Origin of the sequence: Streptomyces sp. NPDC058653, from assembly GCF_042716895.1 — a bacterium.
GTDB lineage: Bacteria > Actinomycetota > Actinomycetes > Streptomycetales > Streptomycetaceae > Streptomyces.
In genome coordinates, this window is the sequence record NZ_JBHXRM010000002.1 from 42,824 (window position 1) to 59,220 (window position 16,397).

Below are 16,397 nucleotides of genomic sequence, written 5' to 3' on the forward strand. Positions count from 1 at the left end.
GGTGGTCGGCGGGCGTGGATGTGCCCCTGACCTGCGCAAGGGAACTGGACAGCACAACTGAACAGCAGAACTGAACAGCGAAACTGTGCAGCATTGCTGTAGAGTCGACGCTGTCGCGGCAGGCGCCAGCGTTGTCGCAGCAGAGCCGCGGCGTGCGTCAGCGCAAAGGAACTCCCATGATTTCCAAGGCAGTTGAGCCCACCACCATCCGGTCCGTCATCGCCCGCCGGGTCCTCGACAGCCGGGGCAACCCCACCGTCGAGGCCGATGTCCTCCTCGCCGACGGATCCCTCGGCCGGGCCGCCGTCCCCTCCGGCGCCTCCACCGGCGCACGGGAGGCCGTGGAGCTGCGTGACGGGGACCCCCGGCGCTGGCACGGCAGGGGCGTCGACCGCGCGGTCGCCCACGTCAACGACGACATCGCGTCCGCGGTCGTCGGGCGCGACGCCGACGACCAGGCGGGACTCGACGCCGCGCTCGTCGCGCTCGACGGTACGGCCGACAAGTCCCGGCTCGGCGCCAACGCGCTCCTCGGCGTCTCCCTCGCCACCGCGAAGGCCGCGGCGGCGGCCCACCGCCAGCCGCTCTACCGCTACCTCGGCGGCGCGGACGCCCGCCTTCTCCCGCTGCCGATGATGAACATCGTCAACGGCGGCGCGCACGCCGACAACCCGCTGGACTTCCAGGAGTTCATGATCGCCCCGATCGGGGCGGAGACCTTCGCGGAAGCCGTCCGGATGGGCTCCGAGGTCTTCCATACGCTCCGTCGCGATCTGCTGGCCGCCGGACACTCCACCGGCGTCGGCGACGAGGGCGGTTTCGCGCCCGCGCTCCGTACCGCCGAGGAAGCGCTCGACTTCGTCATGGCGGCCGTCGGGCGCGCCGGTTACCGGCCCGGCACCGACATCGGCCTGGTCATGGACCCGGCCTCGTCGGAGTTCTTCCACGAAGGCGTGTATGTGTACGCGGGCGAGGGCGTCCGCCGTACGCCCGCCGAACACGCCGAATACCTGGCCGGGCTGGTCGACGCGTACCCGGTCGTCTCCATCGAGGACCCGATGGCCGAGGACGACCTGGAGGGCTGGCGGGAGCTGACCGCGCTTATCGGCGACCGGTGCCAGCTCACCGGCGACGACGTGTTCTGCACCGACGAGACTCTGCTGCGCGAGGGCATCCGCACCGGTGTCGGCAACTCCGTCCTGGTCAAGGTCAACCAGATCGGCACCCTGACCGAGGCCCTCGCCACGGTCGCCACCGCGCACCGCGCCGGCTGGACGGTCGTCATGTCGCACCGGTCCGGCGAGACGGAGGACACCACGATCGCGGACCTGGCGGTGGCGACGGGCTGCGGCCAGATCAAGACCGGCTCGCTGTCCCGGTCCGACCGTACGGCGAAGTACAACCAACTCATCAGGATCGAGGAGGAGTTGGGAACATCCGCCCGGTACGCGGGCGGAGCGGTGCTGAACCGCTCCTGAGCATTTGGGTCTTCCGCCAGGCGCCCTAGGCGGCGAGCCTCGCCGCGAGTTCGTCCAGGTCGGCGACGAACCAGATGTCCCGGCCCCGGTTCGCCTCCCGTACGAGATCGGGCAGCGCCGAGCTGGCGCGCAGATGGTGCGAGATGTCCCCGACCACGGCCAGCCTGAGCCGGTAGGTGGAGAACTTCTGGAGGATCGCGCCGGCGAGGCCGCTGCTGAGGTCGTAGAAGCGCGCGTCGAACCGCTCGGCCGGAACGGCGATCAGTTCGGCGGCGCTGGTGAAGGCGGCGCCGACCAGATGGTCGAGCGCGTCCTGCTCGGTCGCTATAGCCGCGCCGTCGGCGTCGCAGACGAGGACGGGTATGCCGTGGTGTTCCACGAGCAGATCAGGCATGGTCCGTCTCCTGTCGGTCGGTGCCCAGCAGGTCGTTCTCCGGCCCGAGGACGCTGTCGAGGATGCGCAGCAGCTCCGCCGTGTCGGCGGCGCCGCCGAGGATCACGATCTTCATGCGGGCCCGCTCCTTGTCGTAGACCACTTGGATACGGAGGGGGTCCGAGGTGTCGCGCACGGCCCGCACCGACTGCACGCTCGCCGTGACGAGGGTGCTCAGCCGGTCCGCCGCGCGCGGACCGACCGAGTCGATCTGCACAATGCTCGACACCTCGACGTACCGCGCGCGTGACGGGCTGGCGTCCGAGGGCTCCTCGGCCTCCGGGAGGCTGGTCAGCGCCTCGAAGTCGGCCCGGCTGATGCGGTACTGCTTGCCGATCCGTACGGCTTTCAGCCGCCCGTCCCGCACATAGTTCCGCACGGTCCGCACATGTAGCCCCAACCGCTCGGCGACCTCGCCGACCGAGTACAGCTCGCGGTCACTGCTCTCCATGCGTATGTACGCTACCCCATCCTTCCTTATGAGGGTGGTTTACGGGAAGATAGGGAGCGCAGTTTCGAGGGTGACGGGGTGGATTCACCCGTACAATCCGGTTCGCGGCTTATGGGGCGGGTAGGGAGCGGCTCGTCCTTTCCCCGCGTCACCGACGGAGGCCCCCGTGCCCGAGATGAACCGCCCCTACAAGCCCGGCACTCCGTGCTGGATCGATCTGATGGTCCCCGACCAGCAGGCGGCGATCGACTTCTACAGCGACCTGCTCGGCTGGCGCGGCGAGGTCGGTCCGCCCGAGACCGGCGGGTACGCGGTCTGCACCCTCAAGGGCAAGCCGGTCGCCGGGATCATGAAGGCGATGAACCCGGACGGCACCGTCCCCGACCCGATGCCGCCGGTGGCCTGGACCACCTACCTGGCCACCGACGACATCGACGCCACCCTCAGGTCCGTGAGCGACTCCGGCGGCACGGTCATGATGGGCGCGATGGACGTCATGGACCTCGGCCGGATGTCCGTGATCGCGGACCCGACGGGCGCCGTCGTCGGTCTGTGGCAGGCGGGGAGCTTCGACGGCGCGGGCATCGTCAACGAGCACGGCGCGCTCGTCTGGAACGAGCTGACCACCGCCGACATCCCGGCCGCCTCCGCGTTCTACTCCTCCGTCCTGCCCCTCACCACGGCCCGTTCCGAGGCCCCGGGCGCCGAGGGGTACGTCGAGTTCAAGGTGGACGGGCGCGAGGTCGGCGGGATCATGGACCCGGAGAGACTTCAGCCCGGCGTGCCCCCGCACTGGCGGCCGTACTTCAACGTGGACGACGTGGACGAGGTCCAGGCCGCGGCCGTCCGCGCGGGCGCCGCTGTCCTCGACCCCGCCTTCGACACACCGGCCGGCCGGATGGCCGTCCTCGCCGACCCCCAGGGCGGAGTCTTCGCGGTGATCGCCTCGCCGGTGCCGGAGTAGCCCCGCCCCGCCCCGGCGGACCCCTTCACTCGTCGGTCGTCGTCCGCTTCGGCGAGGCGCGCCGCTCTCTGGCGGGCCGTCGGGTGGGGGAGACGCCGAGCCCGTCGATCGTCGTGGCGGCCTCGGCGTCGGTCGCGTCGGCCTCGGCGCGGTGGCGGGCCACCTCGTCGTCGGAGGGCGGACCGGGACCCGCGCTCACACGCTTCTCCAGAAACCGCGCAGTGCGGAGGGGAGCCGGGAGGCGGAGGCCAGCGTCCGCACACCGGCGTCGGTGACGTCCTCGCGATGGATCAGCAGACGCGTGAGGGAGCCGGCGAACGGCGCCTCGGCCAGCGCCGCCGCGCCGTCCGCGCCGATGCGGTTGTACCGGAGGTCGAGTTCCCGGAGCCCGTGGAGAGGCGCGAGCGCGCGCACACCCTCGCCGGTGAGCCGGTTGTGCTGGAGGTGCAGCCGCCGGATGTCGCCGAACTTCCCGGAGGCGACCAGGGCCGCGATGCCCTCGTCGCCGATGCCGCAGTAACGCAGGTCGAGCGTGTCGATCCGGCCGGTGGAGGAAGTCTCCGCGAGGCCCACGGCGCCGGGGTCGCCGACGCGGAAGTACGAGAGGTCCAGCTCGCGGATTCCGCCAAAGTCGATGTCCGGGAGAGCGCCCGCCTCGTGGAGGGGAGGCGGGAGCGGCATGTCGTTCTGGTCGGTGTCGGGCTCGTCGCGCTCGTACTCCTGGTCCGCGTCCTCGGCGTCCGCGCCCGGCCGGAGCCGTACCGCCGTCACGAAGCGGGCCCGGAGGGCATCGGCCACATGCGCGGGCGCCTCGGCCGACCAGGTGACGGCGGCCTTGGAGGGAAAGGCGTGCGGACGTGCGACGGCCCTGTCGACCAGGACCTCGCGGTGGGCGCGCCGGGCGGCGAGGTCGTCCGGGTCCTCGCGCAGTAACTGTTCGAGTTGTCTGACTCCCATGCGACGCACCCTAGGCGCGACCACTGACATTCGGCCGGGAGGCTTCCGCGGCACCCGGAGACCCTGTCCAGAGGTGACGTGGTCACGCCATAATTCGCCGCATGGTCACAGACAGCGGATCAACACCCCCCACCAGCACTGGACTTGCCCGTCGAGGAATCCTCGCCGGAGCCGTGGCGCTCTCCGCCACCGCGCTCGTCGGTACGGGCTCCGCGACGGCGGCAGCGGCCCCCTCGACGGCGACCGGGACGGCCGCCCGGGGCGCGGCCCGCGCCAAGGCCCGGCGCGCGCTCTCCCCCTCCGACTGGCTCTCGGGCATCGGCGACTCCACCCCCGTACAGCGCCTCACCCTCCCCGGTACGCACAACTCCGGCGCGCGCGTCGGCGGTGCGTACGTCGCCTGCCAAGGCACCAGCATCGCCGAGCAGTTGAACAGCGGCGTGCGCTTCCTGGACATACGCTGCCGGGCGTTCGAGAACGCCTTCCCGATCCACCACGCCGCCTATTACCAGAATCTCAACTTCGACGACGTGCTGAACGCCTGCCGGGACTTCCTCCGGGCGCACCCCTCGGAGACCGTCCTGATGCGCCTCAAGCAGGAGTACTCGACGGTGAACGACGCCGAGTTCCGGCGGATCTTCGACACCTATCTGGACGGGAAGGGCTGGCGTTCCCTCTTCCGCCTCGACAGCAACTTGCCCGCGCTCGGCGAGGCGCGCGGCAAGGTGGTCCTGCTCTCGGACCTCGGCGGGATGCCGGGCGTGCGGTACGGGGACGGCGGGCTCTTCGACATCCAGGACGACTACATGGCGGAGCCGGGCGCCAAGTACCCCAAGATCGAGGCGCACTTCCGCAAGGCCGTACAGCAGCCGGGCAAGCAGTTCATCAACTACGTCAGCACGGCCGCGCTGCTGCCCATCCGCTGGAACTCCGACCGGCTGAACCCGAGGGTCCACACGCTGATGGACAGTTCGGAGGCGGCGGGCTGGCGCGGTCTGGGCATCGTGCCGATGGACTACCCCGAGACCAGGGGCGGGCTGGTGGACTCGCTGATCCGCCACAACGGCTGACGCGGATACGGCTGAGGAATGTACGTCTGACGTAGGTACGTCTGACGCAGGTACGGCTGACATACGTACGTCTGGCGTACGTACCAGGGTTCACGACGGGGCTCGTCGAACAGGACGGTCCACCAAGGGCCGGGCCGGCGCGCGGTCACCGCGCGGGAGGCGACGCGGTGACGTCGCCCGGCCCGGTCGGCCCGGTCAGCCAGTCACGTATGCCCCCGAGGGCCTCGGGGCCGTAGTCCTCCTCGACGCCTGCGGCGAGGTCCGCCACGGATATCGCCTGGAGGGCCGCACGCCAGGCGGCGTCGGCGCCCGCCATCGCACGTGAGATGGCACACGGTTTCGTACAGGCCTCCGGCGGCGAGGCGAGCGGGCCGCGCTGCCGGATCTCCGTGCAGACGAACGCGGGCCGCTCGCCGTCGACGGCCGTGACCACATCGAGGACCGTGATCAGCTCCGGGGCCCTGGTCAGGACGTAGCCCCCCGCCTTGCCCTGGACCGATGTGACGAGTCCGGCGCGGGAGAGCGCCTGCAACTGCTTGGCGAGATAGCTGCCGGACACGTCGTGCAGCTCGGCGAGCCGGGCCGCCGGCACCGGCTCCGTCCCCGTGGTCAGAACCACGCAGCAGTGCAGCGCCCATTCGACCCCACCTGACAACTTCATACGCTCGCGCCTCCCTCCGCTTGACTCGGACAAAGGATATCCGACTAATATCCCGGACAAGAAGTATCCGAGTTTGGGGTGCGTCCTGCGAGCGCGACCGCGCGCCCGCCGGCGTGCCGGGAAAGGTGGCGGAGATGAAGTTCACGGTGATCGGCGGGACCGGACGGATCGGCTCGCAGCTGGTCCGGAAGCTGACCGACGCGGGACACGAGGCCCTCCCCGTGGGGCTGTCGACCGGTCTCGACCTGCTGACGGGCAAGGGGCTGGACGAGGCGCTGGAGGGTGCGCGGGTCGTGGTCAACGTGGCCAACTCGCCGACCTTCGACGAGAAGTCGCTCGACTTCTTCCGGACCTCCATGGGCAATCTGCTCGCCGCGGGCCAGAAGGCCGGTGTCGGGCACCAGATCGTCGTCTCCATCGTCGGCGTGGACGAGGTGCCGCAGCTGGACTACTACCGCGCCAAGGCTCTTCAGGAGGAGCTGCTCCGGCAGGGGCCGACGCCGTACTCGATCGTCCGCGTCACACAGTTCTTCGAGTTCATGGACTCGGTCATGGACTGGACCTCCGACGACACGACCGTCCGGCTGCCCACGACCCCGATCCAGCCGATCGCCGCCGCGGACGTCGCCTCCGCCGTCTTCGAGGTCGCCGTGGGCGAGCCGCTGGACGGGGTCAAGAACTTCGGAGGACCGGACCGCTTCACGCTCGACGAGCTCGGCAGGATCACCCTGGAGGCACGGGGCGACACCCGGAACGTCGTCGTCGACGAGCAGGCCGGGATGTTCGGGGCCATCGAGGGCGACGTGCTCGTCCCCAGGTCGGACGCGGAACTGATGAACACCCACTACCGGGACTGGCTGCGCGAGACGCGCTGACCGCGAGGCGTCCGGGTCGCCCGCCGCGGCCCGGCCCACCGCCGACGGCTCAACGCCCCTTCCCCCAGGGGCCGTTGAGCCGTCCTCACTCGCCCGGGCGGCTCGGCGGAGGCGTCGCGGCGCCCGGGATACGGATTGCCGCCACCGTCCCGCCGCCCGCCGCGGGGCGCAGGGCGATCTCGCCACCCGTCTGCTGCACCGTACGGGCCACGATCGACAGGCCGAGGCCCGACCCGGGCAGCGCCCGGGCCGACGGGGAGCGCCAGAAGCGTTCGAAGACGTGGGGCAGTTCCTCCGCCGGGATGCCGGGTCCGTGGTCCCGTACCGTCAGCTCGCCCCGCGCGCTCAGCGCGACCTCGATGGCCCCGCCCGGCGGGCTGAACTTCACCGCGTTGTCGAGGACGTTGATCAGTGCCCGCTCCAGCGCGGCCGGCTCGGCCCGTACGTACCAGGGCCGCAGCTCCACCTCTATCCGCAGGTCCGGCCCGCGCAGCCGGGCACGTTCCAGCGCGCTCTCCACGATCGTGTGCAGCGCGACGACCTGGAGGGGGCCCGGATGGGCGGCGTCCGGCCTGGACAGCTCCTGGAGGTCGCCGATCAGCGCGGCCAGCTCGGTCATCTGCGCCTTCACCGACGCCATCAGCGCCGTACGGTCCTCCGGGGGGATCGCGCGGCCGGTCTCGTCGCTGCGGGCGAGCAGCTCGACGTTCGTACGCAGCGAGGTCAGCGGCGTACGCAGCTCGTGCCCCGCGTCGGCGATGAGCTGCGCCTGGCGGTCGCGCGAGGAGGCGAGCGCGGCCGTCATGGAGTTGAAGGAGCGGGAGAGACGGGCGATCTCGTCCTCCCCCTCGGCGGGGATGCGCAGGCTCAGGTCCTCGGTCCTGGCGACATGCTCGACCGCGCGGGTCAGTCCGTCGACCGGCCGCAGACCGGTCCTGGCGACCCAGAGCCCGGCGACGCCCGCCCCGATGACCCCGGCGCCGGCGACGGCGGTCAGCAGCAGCGCGAGCCGGTTCAGCGAGGAGTCGATCTCGGCGAGGGGGCGGGAGATGGATACGGCGACCTGCTCACCGGTCCGGGAGACGAGAACCAGCTGGGTGTGGACCCGTACGGCGGCGCCCTCGTCGGTGGTGGAGTCGTGCAGCGCGCTCTGCTGTCTGCCGTCGGCCACGGCGATGTCCGCGTGCTGGACCTTCACCGGCTGCGAGGAGGCGTCCACGCACCGGGCGCCCTCGTCGCTCACGATCTGGATGTAGGCGAAGCCGGAGCTGTGCGGGGAGGGCTCCGCGGTCGTCCCGCACCGGGACAGCGCGTTCTGCACCAGACTGACGGGCGCCGAGGTGTTACGGAGCGAGTTGTCCAGCTCCGCCTCCAGCTGGGCGCGGGTCAGCAGCCAGCAGGCGACGGCCGCCGCCGCGACGGCCACGGCGACCGCCGTGGCGACGAGCATCGCGAGGCGGGAGCGGAGGGGCAGCGTACGCAACCGCCGGGCGAGCGAGGTCACTCGGCGCCGCCGTGCCCGCTCGGCCCGCCGGGCCCGCCCTCCGCGCGCAGCGCGTACCCCACCCCGCGCACCGTGTGGACCAGGCGCGGCTCGCCGCCGCTCTCCGTCTTGCGGCGCAGATACATCACGTACACGTCGAGGGAGTTGGAGCTGGGCTCGAAGTCGAAGCCCCAGACGGCCTTCAGGATCTGCTCGCGCGTGAGCACCTGACGCGGGTGGGCCAGGAACATCTCAAGGAGGGTGAACTCGGTACGGGTCAGCTCCACCCGGCGCGTCCCGCGTGTGACCTCGCGGGTCGCCAGGTCCATCCGCAGATCGGCGAAGGCGAGGACGTCGTCCTGCGGCAGCTCGCCGCCCGCCGAACCCGCGTACGAACTGCGACGCAGCAGCGCGCGGATCCGGGCGAACAGCTCGTCCAGCTCGAAGGGCTTCACCAGATAGTCGTCCGCGCCGGCGTCGAGCCCGGTGACGCGGTCGCCGACGGTGTCGCGCGCGGTGAGCATCAGGATCGGCACGGTCGATCCGGTGGCGCGCAGTCGGCGGGCCGCCGTCAGCCCGTCCATGCGCGGCATCTGGATGTCGAGCACGATCAGGTCGGGCTGGTAGGCGGCGGCCTTGGCCAGGGCGTCGACACCGTCGACGGCGACCTCGGTCCCGTACCCGTCGAAGGCGAGACTGCGCTGGAGCGCCTCGCGGACGGCGGGCTCGTCGTCGACGATCAGGACGCGGTGCGGATCGCCTTCGGCGGGGCTCATGTCGTCGCTCTTTCTCTCACGGCTTCCGGGGCTCCGGTCTCTTGCGCGTTTCAGCCTCGCACGTCAGGTGCGTCGCGGTCGCTGTTACCCGGCGCGCAGCGCGCTCAGGTCGGCCTTGACGGTGTTCACCGGGATGGAGAAGCCGAGTCCGACGCTGCCGGCCGTCGAGCTGTCGCCGCCGTTCGCACCGCCGGCCGAGAACATGGCCGAGTTGATGCCGATGATCTCGCCGTTCATATTGATCAGCGCGCCACCGGAGTTGCCCGGGTTGAGCGACGCGTCGGTCTGGATCGCCTTGTACGTGGTCTTGGAGGAGCCGGTGTCGCCGTTGAACTGCTGACCGCCGAACTCGAACGGCCACCGGTCGCCGCCCTGCTGTTGCTGCTGGTCCTGCTCCTTCGACACGGTGACGTCCCGGTCGAGCGCGGAGACGATCCCGCTGGTCACGGTGCCGGTCAGCCCCTCGGGCGAACCGATCGCCACGACCTCGTCGCCGACCTTCACGTTGTCGGAGTCGCCGAGCGCCGCCGTCTTGAGCCCGCTCGCGCCCTGGAGTTCGATCAGCGCGAGGTCCTTGTCCGGGCTGGTGCCCACGACGTCCGCGGTGTACGTCCTGCCGGTGCTGAGCTGCACCTTCACGGTCTGCGCGCCCGCGACGACGTGGTTGTTGGTCACTATCTCGCCGTCACCCGTGATGACCACACCGGAGCCGGTGGACTGCCCGGAGCCGGACGAGGCCTGGATCTCCACGATGGCGGGCGAGACGGCGGCGGCGACGCCCGCGACCGTGCCCTTGCTGCTCTGCGACACGGTCGTACCGCTGACGGTGCCGGTGGCGGCGTTCGACGGGTTGTCGGTCAGCGACTCGGTCAGCGCGGCGGTCCCCCCACCGACGACGGCCGCGACGAACGCGACGGCGGCGAGCAACGCGACGGGCCGCTTGGCACGCCGGGCATGCGTGGGCCCCTGCACGGGGGCTGGAGCCCCCCACCCCCAGTGCCCGTGCTGCGGATACCCGTACCCCGCGTGATGGACCCCCTGCCCACTGGGATCGTACGCAGGCGGCGGCGGGTACGCCTGGCCGCTGTCGTAGTCCTGCCGGTTCGCGTCGTCGTCGCCGCTGCGACGGTAGTTCTCGGTCATGCCACCGAGAGTCCGCCCGCAAGATGAGAGCCGTCTGAAGACGCCCTGAGAAGCCCGACAGAACCGTGTATGTCCCATATAAAGTCGGCGGGAGTGATCTACCGGGATGTGATGTCGGTCGCTTCCGTCACAACCGTTGCTGCCGTCCCTCGGTCTCGGGGGAGCGCCACAGTGCCCACACCAGTTTCCCGACGCCGTCCCGCTCGGAGACGCCCCACGCGTCGGCCAGCGCGTCCACGATGGGCAGACCCCGCCCGTCGCACGCGTCCGGATCGTCTTTTCGCCGGTACGGCCGCAAGGCGGACGCATCATGCACCTCGATCCGCAGCCCATCGGGGACCGGGAAACCTGTCGGCAGAAAGCGCGTCTCGATCTCCCGTCCTGCCGGTACGCGAGCGTGCAGCACCGCGTTGGTGACCAACTCCGACAGCACCAGGACTGCCGAGTCCTCCAGCGTGGACAGTCCCCACCCGGCCAGCGCCTTGTGTGACGCTCGTAGCGCGTATCGCTATTCACGAAAAGCGGCAAGGTTGAGTTGAGGCTGGGGCCGCGGTGAGTCGCTTACTGTGTAAAGCGGCAAGGTCGGGGTCCCCGTCAGGATCACAGGAGGACGTCATGAGCACCGGTGCGTGGGTCAGTACCTCGATGCCGTATCTGACTCCACAGCGCGAGGGCCACCCCGACGCCTGGAGCGCCGAGTTGGCAGCCCAGGGGCGGCGGGGTGGGCAGCGCATCGTGGATGCCGGTGAGGTCGCCGCGGCCGGCGAGGTGGCCGAACTGCTCGGGGTCGCACCGGGCGAGGCCGTCGTCATGCGGAAGCGGGTGATGTTCCTGGAGGACGTTCCCTGCGAGCTGACCGACACGTACTACCCCGTGTCCATCGCGCGCGGCACGCCTCTCGCTGGGACCGCCAAGATCCCCGGCGGTGCCGTCACCCTCCTTGCCCGGCTGGGACATACCGGCGCACGCGTCCGGGAGGATGTGTCCGCGCGGATGCCCGACGTGGAAGAGCGCGCGGCCCTGCGTACCGAGCCGGGCGAGCCGGTGCTGCGGCTGGTCCGGGTCACCTTCGACAGCGCGGACCGGCCTATCCAGGCCGACATCATGACCATGCCCGCGCACCGCCAGCGGCTGCGCTACGAGATCGAGACCGGGATCGGATGACGACTGTGCCGCTCAGCGACGAAAACGGGTACGACCGGCGCTCGCTTCACGAGCGGATCGCCGCCGATCTACGTGACGAGATCATGTCCGGCGATCTCGCCCCCGGCGCAAGCCTGCCCTCGACCGTACGGCTCAAGGAGCGGTTCGGCGCCTCGAACGCGACCGTGCAGAAAGCACTGCTACTCCTCAAGAACGAGCGGCTGGTCGTCGGGCGCGCGGGCGCCTCCGTGACCGTACGGGAGCACCGGCAGTCGACCGTGCGCCCCGCCTCGTCCCTGGCCCCGGCCGCCACCGGCGATCCCTACCCCTGGCTCGGGGAGATCGCGAAACGCGGCGGCCACGCCCGGAGCACGCTTCTCGCCGTTACGGAGGTGACGCCGCCGGCAGACGTCGCGGCGGCCCTTCGCCTGCCCGCCGAGGGCAGTGCGATCCTGCGGAACCAGGTACTCACGCTCGACGGCGACCCGGTGGAACTGGTCCATTCCTACTACCCGCCGCACATCGCCCGCGGCACCCCGCTGGCCGAACAGCGCCGCATCAAGGGCGGAACGCCCACCCTGCTTACCGAACTCGGCCACGGGCCCCGGCTCAGCGTCGACCATGTCTCTGCCCGCATACCGACACAGGAGCAGTACGAAGCACTCCGACTGCCCGGCGATCTGCCGGTGTTGCGGACACTGCGAGTGGTCTACGACGCCGACGAGCACCCCGTCGAGGTCACGGTGATGGCGAAGGCGGGCCACCTCTACGAGTTGCGGTACGAGTTCACACCCGAGTGACCACAGGCCTGTCGGCCCGCCGGCGCGCTCAGAAACACCCGCACGAGCGTCTGACGATCAGTGCCGACGGGAACTGCTTCACCCGTTCCCTGCGGGAGCCCGCCACCCGGAGGCCGTCGTCCAGTACCAGGTCCACCGCCGCGCGGGCCATCGCCGGGCGGTCGGAAGAGACCGTGGTCAGAGGGGGGTCCGTGAGGGCCGCCTCCTTGACGTCGTCGAAGCCCGCCACCGCCAGTTCGCCCGGGACGTCGATCCGCAGTTCGCGGGCCGCGCGCAGGACGCCGATCGCCTGGTCGTCGGTGGAGCAGAAGATCGCCGGGGGCCGGTCCGGGCCGGCCAGCAGTGTCAGGGCCACGTTGTACGCGTCGTAGCGGTTGTAGAGCGCCTTGAAGAGCCGGCCCTCCGTCGGAAGACCGGCCTCCCGCATCGCCCGGCGCCAGCCTTCGACGTGGTCGGTCACCGGGTCGCCGACGACCGGTGTCGACTCGACGCCGCCCAGGCACGCCACGTACGGATAGCCGTGCTCCAGCAGATGACGGGTCGCCAGCTGGGCGCCGCCGATGTCGTCGGTGACGACCGCGACGTCGTCGATGCCCTCGGGCCGTTCGTGCAGCAGGACGACGCGGGCGTCCCACGCCTCTATCTCCGCCGCCGCGCGCTCGCTCGGGCCCTGGCTGACCAGGATCAGCCCGGACACCCGCATACCGAGGAAGGCCCGCAGATAGTGGACCTCGCGCTCGTTGCGGTAGTCGGAGTTGCCGACGAGCACCATCTTTCCGCGCTCGGCGGCGGCCTGTTCGACCGCGTGCGCCATCTCCGCGAAGAACGGCTGGCGCGCGTCGGGCACGACGACCCCTATGAGGTCGGTGCGCCGCGACGCCATCGCCTGCGCGACCCGGTCGGGCCGGTAGCCCAGCTCCTTGATCGCGGCGAGTACACGCTCGCGCGTGGCCGGGGCGACCGGCCTCGGTCCGTTGTTGATGACGTAACTGACGACCGCGGTCGAAGTTCCCGCCAGTCGTGCCACGTCGTCCCGCGTCACCTTGGCCACGCGCGGCAGTCTACGCGGGGTGACCTACCTCCCGGCAGGCCGGACGGCCCCTTCGCGTACCTCGGACGTGTCGGCCGAGTGCGTGGTGTCCTCGTCCCCGGTTCCGCGCGTGCTCCTGGCGGCCTCGCGGGAGCCCTCGCCGGAGCCTTTGCGGGCCGGGTCGGACGGGGCGTCGGACGGTGCCCGCACCGCCTTGACCTTGGCCGCGGCCTCCGCGATGGCCTTGGCCTTCGCCTCCTCCGCCGCCCGCTCGACCTTCTCCGGGGTGACGAAGCGGTAGCCGACGTTGCGGACCGTCCCGATCAGCGACTCGTGCTCGGGGCCGAGCTTCGCGCGCAGTCGCCGTACGTGGACGTCGACCGTCCTCGTACCGCCGAAGTAGTCGTAGCCCCAGACCTCTTGGAGCAGCTGGGCGCGGGTGAACACCCGGCCCGGGTGCTGCGCCAGATACTTGATCAGCTCGAACTCCTTGAAGGTCAGGTCCAGGACCCGCCCCTTCAGCTTCGCGCTGTAGGTCGCCTCGTCCACCGAGAGGTCACCGTTGCGGATCTCCATCGGTGAGTCGTCGGTCGAGATCTGCTGACGCCCGGTGGCCAGCCGCAGCCGCGCCTCGACCTCGGCCGGTCCCGCGGTGTCGAGCAGGACGTCGTCGAAGCCCCAGTCGGCGGTGACGGCGGTGAGCCCGCCCTCGGTCACCACGAGGACCAGCGGGCAGCCGGGCCCGGTGGAGCGCAGCAACTGGCAGAGCGAGCGGACCTGGGGGAGGTCACGCCGCCCGTCGATCAGTATGACGTCGGCGCCCGGGGTGTCGACGAGGGCCGGCCCTTCGGCCGGCGCCACCCGTACGTGGTGCAGAAGGAGCCCAAGGGCCGGCAGCACCTCCGTCGACGGCTGGAGGGCGTTCGTGAGCAGCAGCAGAGAACTCATCGCCGTCCACCTGCCTGGGTCGGACAGTATTCACATGTCTGCATCGTTGGTTCGCCCATTACGTCGGTTCCTCCTCGGTCCCTGCAAGGGGGCACCTCCCACACCTGTGAGGGGGTGGGGGCGTATGTGGCACCGCTGGTCCGGCCCGCGCCCGGGGGTCGGAAAGCGCAAAAGGACCCGGGGGCTACATTGCCCGGATCCTCTCCGGAGGAGAATAACCCACGGGCGCTCGCTGTCAGAGGGTGCGAACAGCGAGTCATCGATCCGCCCGCCTGCTCCGCGGCGGCCCCGGGAAGCCTGGATGCCGTGGCGGGGCTGGGGATCGGCCATCATGGGGAGCCGGCGGAATCCAACGGATTCCTACGGGAATATTGCCGAGAAATTAGCGGGAGGAGTGCGCCATGGCAGCGGGAACCATCCGTTACTGGGCCGCGGCCAAGGCGGCGGCGGGCGTCGCCGAAGAGCCTTACGCGGCGGACAATCTGGCTCAGGCGCTCGACGTGGCCCGGGAGAAACACCCGGGTGAGCTGGTCCGCGTACTCCAGAGGTGTTCGTTCCTCGTCGACGGTGACCCCGTCGGGACCCGCGGGCATGAGACCGTACGGCTTGCCGAGGGCGGCACGGTCGAAGTGCTCCCGCCGTTCGCAGGAGGGTGAACAGCAGAGCATGAGCGACGACCAGCACGACCAGTATCGCGGGCACGGGCAGCAGGGCCGGCAGGGCCAGGGGCAGCAGGGGCACGGACGGCAGGGGCACGGCCGGAGTTACGACTCCGAGCAGTACGGGCAGCAGCAGTACGGCGTACCGGGACCGGCCCAGCCGTACGACCCCCATCAGGCGCCGTACCAGGAACCGTCGTACCCGGCGCCGTCCTTTCCGGAGCCCTCGTACCCGGAACCGGCGTACCAGGAGCCCGGCGGCGGGCAGGGCGCGCAGACCTGGGAGGGCCAGACCTGGGACACGCAGTACCAGCCGCAGGTCCAGTACCAGCAGCCCCATCCGTCGCCCCATCCGTCGCCCCACCCGTCGAACCAGGGGCACCAGGCCGCCGCCGAGACGGCCTATCTGCCGCAGCAGTCCGGCGCGCACCCGCTGCCGCCGGAGGTGCCGGCCGACGGTCACCCGCCGTACCAGCAGCCGGTCCAGGCGCCGTTCCAGGCCGCCGCCCCGGAGCCCGCGCCCGCGCGCGCCGTCCCCGCCACGGGTCCCGGCGCCCCGGCCGCCCCCGCCGACAGCTACGGCGCGCCCATCACCATGGGCAACGCGCGCATCACCGATGCCCAGCGCGCCCGCGCCGAGGGCCGCTCACCGATCATCCCGCCCGGCATCCAGCCCGCCGGGCTGACCGCCCTGCTCGGCCTGCTGCTGGCGGGCGGCGCGGCCGTCGGCCCGTACGCGCTGGCCGTCCCGCTCGTCATCCTCCAGGCCGTCACCGCCGCCGGGTGGTTCCGGCTGAACGGCATGTGGCCCGCCCGCCAGGGCATCGCGCTCGCCTTCGCCGGCGCGCTCGTCGCCGACGTCGCGGTGCTCGGCGTCGACGAGGAGCACACGCTCGCGGCGATCCTCGGCACCCTCGGCGCGTGGGTGCTGCTCACGGTCGTGCTCCAACTGCGCAGCTACGCGGGGGCCGACGAACGGATGCAGGGCCTGATGGCCACCGTCGCCTCCGCCTCGCTCGCCATCATCGCCACCGGGAATCTCGCGGTCACCGCGGACGCCGTGACGGTCGGCGCGATCGCCGTCGCCGCCGCGACCGTCGCCCGCGCGCTCCCGCTGCCGGGCCCCGTCTCGATCGTGGTCGCGCTCGCGGCCGCCGCCGGGGCCGGGGTCGCGGTGGGCGGAATGACCGACATCGGCGGCCAGGGCGCGCTCCTCGGTCTCGGGGCCGGTGTCTGCGCGCTGATCGGGCTGCGGGTGGCGAGCTACGACTACCCGTCGCGCTTCGTCCACATGACGGCCGGGGTCGCGCTGCCGCTGACGATGGCCGTGCCCGCGATCTACCTGCTCGGACGGGCGCTGGCCTGATCCCGGGCCGTTGCCGGACGGGCCGCGCGGGCGGTCCGTCCGACGGGCGCGGGGAGCCGCCCCCGGGAACCGAACCACCGCCGCGGACGTCGAGCCAGGTGCGGTCGGCGCATCGACCGCGTTCGAGATCGTCCGGGATCGACCCGGATCGTCCGAGTTC

At 71.3% G+C, this 16,397-nt stretch carries 19 protein-coding genes; 8 read left to right on the forward strand and 11 right to left on the reverse strand.

Going from position 1 to position 16,397, the window contains the following annotated elements; translation table 11 throughout:
* Positions 1 to 176 precede the first annotated feature (176 nt).
* Complete coding sequence (gene eno / locus ACFWU9_RS01850; protein ID WP_384313876.1) at positions 177 to 1,478, forward strand: phosphopyruvate hydratase; 1,302 nt, start codon at positions 177 to 179, stop codon at positions 1,476 to 1,478.
* A gap of 25 nt (positions 1,479 to 1,503) precedes the next feature.
* Here the strand turns inward: eno and ACFWU9_RS01855 are convergent, their stop codons facing one another.
* Together ACFWU9_RS01855 and ACFWU9_RS01860 are read right to left on the reverse strand one after the other, a co-directional pair.
* Positions 1,504 to 1,872, reverse strand: a complete 369-nt coding sequence (locus ACFWU9_RS01855; RefSeq protein ID WP_384313878.1) for a DUF4180 domain-containing protein — start codon at positions 1,870 to 1,872, stop codon at positions 1,504 to 1,506.
* Complete coding sequence (locus ACFWU9_RS01860; RefSeq protein ID WP_384313880.1) at positions 1,865 to 2,362, reverse strand: helix-turn-helix domain-containing protein; 498 nt, start codon at positions 2,360 to 2,362, stop codon at positions 1,865 to 1,867. Before ACFWU9_RS01860 ends, ACFWU9_RS01855 begins: the two co-directional genes overlap by 8 nt.
* Before the next feature lie 175 nt (positions 2,363 to 2,537).
* Here ACFWU9_RS01860 and ACFWU9_RS01865 point away from each other — a divergent pair, with 175 nt between their 5' ends.
* Positions 2,538 to 3,326, forward strand: a complete 789-nt coding sequence (locus tag ACFWU9_RS01865; RefSeq protein ID WP_384314383.1) for a VOC family protein — start codon at positions 2,538 to 2,540, stop codon at positions 3,324 to 3,326.
* Positions 3,327 to 3,351: 25 nt separating this feature from the next.
* Here ACFWU9_RS01865 and ACFWU9_RS01870 read toward each other — a convergent pair whose 3' ends face one another.
* Both ACFWU9_RS01870 and ACFWU9_RS01875 read right to left on the reverse strand, forming a co-directional pair.
* Positions 3,352 to 3,525 carry a hypothetical protein gene (locus ACFWU9_RS01870; RefSeq protein WP_384313882.1) on the reverse strand — a complete coding sequence of 58 codons (174 nt, stop codon included), beginning with the start codon at positions 3,523 to 3,525 and terminating at the stop codon, positions 3,352 to 3,354.
* Positions 3,522 to 4,283, reverse strand: a complete 762-nt coding sequence (locus ACFWU9_RS01875) for a hypothetical protein (RefSeq protein WP_384313884.1) — start codon at positions 4,281 to 4,283, stop codon at positions 3,522 to 3,524. Before ACFWU9_RS01875 ends, ACFWU9_RS01870 begins: the two co-directional genes overlap by 4 nt.
* A 101-nt stretch (positions 4,284 to 4,384) precedes the next feature.
* Here ACFWU9_RS01875 and ACFWU9_RS01880 point away from each other — a divergent pair, with 101 nt between their 5' ends.
* Positions 4,385 to 5,353: a phosphatidylinositol-specific phospholipase C gene (locus ACFWU9_RS01880; RefSeq protein WP_384313886.1), complete on the forward strand. Its 969-nt coding sequence runs from the start codon at positions 4,385 to 4,387 to the stop codon at positions 5,351 to 5,353.
* 145 nt (positions 5,354 to 5,498) lie between these two features.
* On the opposite strand, the gene ACFWU9_RS01885 is transcribed toward ACFWU9_RS01880, so the two are convergent.
* The gene (locus tag ACFWU9_RS01885) at positions 5,499 to 6,014 is read right to left on the reverse strand and encodes an RrF2 family transcriptional regulator (RefSeq protein ID WP_384313888.1); all 516 of its coding nucleotides are present in this window, start codon (positions 6,012 to 6,014) and stop codon (positions 5,499 to 5,501) included.
* Positions 6,015 to 6,148: 134 nt separating this feature from the next.
* On the opposite strand from ACFWU9_RS01885, the gene ACFWU9_RS01890 reads away from it, so the two are divergent.
* The gene (locus ACFWU9_RS01890; RefSeq protein WP_384313890.1) at positions 6,149 to 6,889 is read left to right on the forward strand and encodes an SDR family oxidoreductase; all 741 of its coding nucleotides are present in this window, start codon (positions 6,149 to 6,151) and stop codon (positions 6,887 to 6,889) included.
* Positions 6,890 to 6,974: 85 nt separating this feature from the next.
* Here the strand turns inward: ACFWU9_RS01890 and ACFWU9_RS01895 are convergent, their stop codons facing one another.
* The 4 genes from ACFWU9_RS01895 to ACFWU9_RS01910 form a co-directional block, all read right to left on the reverse strand.
* Positions 6,975 to 8,393, reverse strand: a complete 1,419-nt coding sequence (locus ACFWU9_RS01895) for a sensor histidine kinase (RefSeq protein ID WP_384313892.1) — start codon at positions 8,391 to 8,393, stop codon at positions 6,975 to 6,977.
* Entirely contained in the window at positions 8,390 to 9,148 is a 759-nt protein-coding gene (locus ACFWU9_RS01900; protein ID WP_384313895.1) for a response regulator transcription factor, read from the reverse strand. The genes ACFWU9_RS01895 and ACFWU9_RS01900 overlap by 4 nt, the downstream gene beginning before the upstream one ends.
* A gap of 84 nt (positions 9,149 to 9,232) precedes the next feature.
* Positions 9,233 to 10,291, reverse strand: a complete 1,059-nt coding sequence (locus ACFWU9_RS01905) for a S1C family serine protease (RefSeq protein ID WP_384313897.1) — start codon at positions 10,289 to 10,291, stop codon at positions 9,233 to 9,235.
* Between the two features lie 127 nt (positions 10,292 to 10,418).
* Positions 10,419 to 10,769: an ATP-binding protein gene (locus tag ACFWU9_RS01910; RefSeq protein WP_384314385.1), complete on the reverse strand. Its 351-nt coding sequence runs from the start codon at positions 10,767 to 10,769 to the stop codon at positions 10,419 to 10,421.
* Between the two features lie 137 nt (positions 10,770 to 10,906).
* On the opposite strand from ACFWU9_RS01910, the gene ACFWU9_RS01915 reads away from it, so the two are divergent.
* Entirely contained in the window at positions 10,907 to 11,455 is a 549-nt protein-coding gene (locus tag ACFWU9_RS01915) for a GntR family transcriptional regulator (RefSeq protein WP_384313899.1), read from the forward strand.
* Positions 11,452 to 12,234 carry a GntR family transcriptional regulator gene (locus ACFWU9_RS01920; protein WP_384313901.1) on the forward strand — a complete coding sequence of 261 codons (783 nt, stop codon included), beginning with the start codon at positions 11,452 to 11,454 and terminating at the stop codon, positions 12,232 to 12,234. The genes ACFWU9_RS01915 and ACFWU9_RS01920 overlap by 4 nt, the downstream gene beginning before the upstream one ends.
* A gap of 28 nt (positions 12,235 to 12,262) precedes the next feature.
* Here the strand turns inward: ACFWU9_RS01920 and ACFWU9_RS01925 are convergent, their stop codons facing one another.
* Together ACFWU9_RS01925 and ACFWU9_RS01930 are read right to left on the reverse strand one after the other, a co-directional pair.
* The gene (locus ACFWU9_RS01925) at positions 12,263 to 13,285 is read right to left on the reverse strand and encodes a LacI family DNA-binding transcriptional regulator (protein ID WP_384313903.1); all 1,023 of its coding nucleotides are present in this window, start codon (positions 13,283 to 13,285) and stop codon (positions 12,263 to 12,265) included.
* Between the two features lie 24 nt (positions 13,286 to 13,309).
* The gene (locus ACFWU9_RS01930; RefSeq protein ID WP_384313905.1) at positions 13,310 to 14,212 is read right to left on the reverse strand and encodes a response regulator transcription factor; all 903 of its coding nucleotides are present in this window, start codon (positions 14,210 to 14,212) and stop codon (positions 13,310 to 13,312) included.
* A 401-nt stretch (positions 14,213 to 14,613) separates the two neighbouring features.
* Between ACFWU9_RS01930 and ACFWU9_RS01935 the strand changes: the two genes are divergently transcribed.
* Positions 14,614 to 14,868, forward strand: coding sequence for a MoaD/ThiS family protein (locus ACFWU9_RS01935; protein ID WP_189110565.1), 255 nt, complete (start codon positions 14,614 to 14,616; stop codon positions 14,866 to 14,868).
* Between the two features lie 10 nt (positions 14,869 to 14,878).
* The gene (locus tag ACFWU9_RS01940) at positions 14,879 to 16,237 is read left to right on the forward strand and encodes a hypothetical protein (protein WP_384313907.1); all 1,359 of its coding nucleotides are present in this window, start codon (positions 14,879 to 14,881) and stop codon (positions 16,235 to 16,237) included.
* The last annotated feature ends 160 nt before the right edge of the window (positions 16,238 to 16,397 follow it).

Excerpts from the sequence above, each read along its gene's own strand:
- eno (WP_384313876.1), top strand. The coding sequence starts at position 177 with ATGATTTCCAAGGCAGTTGAGCCCACCACCATCCGGTCCGTCATCGCC.
- ACFWU9_RS01855 (WP_384313878.1), bottom strand. The coding sequence starts at position 1,872 with ATGCCTGATCTGCTCGTGGAACACCACGGCATACCCGTCCTCGTCTGC.
- ACFWU9_RS01860 (WP_384313880.1), bottom strand. The coding sequence starts at position 2,362 with ATGGAGAGCAGTGACCGCGAGCTGTACTCGGTCGGCGAGGTCGCCGAG.
- ACFWU9_RS01865 (WP_384314383.1), top strand. The coding sequence starts at position 2,538 with ATGAACCGCCCCTACAAGCCCGGCACTCCGTGCTGGATCGATCTGATG.
- ACFWU9_RS01875 (WP_384313884.1), bottom strand. The coding sequence starts at position 4,283 with ATGGGAGTCAGACAACTCGAACAGTTACTGCGCGAGGACCCGGACGAC.
- ACFWU9_RS01880 (WP_384313886.1), top strand. The coding sequence starts at position 4,385 with ATGGTCACAGACAGCGGATCAACACCCCCCACCAGCACTGGACTTGCC.
- ACFWU9_RS01885 (WP_384313888.1), bottom strand. The coding sequence starts at position 6,014 with ATGAAGTTGTCAGGTGGGGTCGAATGGGCGCTGCACTGCTGCGTGGTT.
- ACFWU9_RS01890 (WP_384313890.1), top strand. The coding sequence starts at position 6,149 with ATGAAGTTCACGGTGATCGGCGGGACCGGACGGATCGGCTCGCAGCTG.
- ACFWU9_RS01900 (WP_384313895.1), bottom strand. The coding sequence starts at position 9,148 with ATGAGCCCCGCCGAAGGCGATCCGCACCGCGTCCTGATCGTCGACGAC.
- ACFWU9_RS01905 (WP_384313897.1), bottom strand. The coding sequence starts at position 10,291 with ATGACCGAGAACTACCGTCGCAGCGGCGACGACGACGCGAACCGGCAG.
- ACFWU9_RS01915 (WP_384313899.1), top strand. The coding sequence starts at position 10,907 with ATGAGCACCGGTGCGTGGGTCAGTACCTCGATGCCGTATCTGACTCCA.
- ACFWU9_RS01920 (WP_384313901.1), top strand. The coding sequence starts at position 11,452 with ATGACGACTGTGCCGCTCAGCGACGAAAACGGGTACGACCGGCGCTCG.
- ACFWU9_RS01930 (WP_384313905.1), bottom strand. The coding sequence starts at position 14,212 with ATGAGTTCTCTGCTGCTGCTCACGAACGCCCTCCAGCCGTCGACGGAG.
- ACFWU9_RS01935 (WP_189110565.1), top strand. The coding sequence starts at position 14,614 with ATGGCAGCGGGAACCATCCGTTACTGGGCCGCGGCCAAGGCGGCGGCG.
- ACFWU9_RS01940 (WP_384313907.1), top strand. The coding sequence starts at position 14,879 with ATGAGCGACGACCAGCACGACCAGTATCGCGGGCACGGGCAGCAGGGC.